Consider the following 294-nt stretch of genomic DNA (forward strand, 5'->3'; position numbering starts at 1 on the left):
CGGCGCCGGCACCAGCATCAAGACCCTCTCGGGCAGCGCCGACGGGGCGATCGCGCTCGGCACGAAGGCGCTCACCGTCAACCAGGGGGCCGACGCCACATTCGCCGGCGTCATCTCCGGCAGCGGTGACTTCACCAAGGAGGGGGCGGCCGCCCTCATCCTCACCGGCGCCAACGTCGACTTCACCGGCAAGACGGTGATCGATGCCGGCACGCTGGCTTTGTCGGGCGCGGGCTCCATCGCCAATTCCTCCGCCGTCGCGGTGAATGCCACCTTCGACATTTCCGGCATCGA

At 69.0% G+C, this 294-nt stretch carries 1 protein-coding gene; it reads left to right on the top strand.

Annotated elements, in window-relative coordinates; genetic code table 11:
- Window positions 1-294: autotransporter-associated beta strand repeat-containing protein (locus V5F48_RS25115; RefSeq protein ID WP_394260668.1), on the top strand; the 294-nt coding region annotated here is incomplete at both ends.

The sequence above is a fragment of the Xanthobacter autotrophicus ATCC 700552 genome (genome assembly GCF_043194565.1).
GTDB classification, from domain to species: Bacteria; Pseudomonadota; Alphaproteobacteria; order Rhizobiales; family Xanthobacteraceae; genus Xanthobacter; species Xanthobacter autotrophicus_F.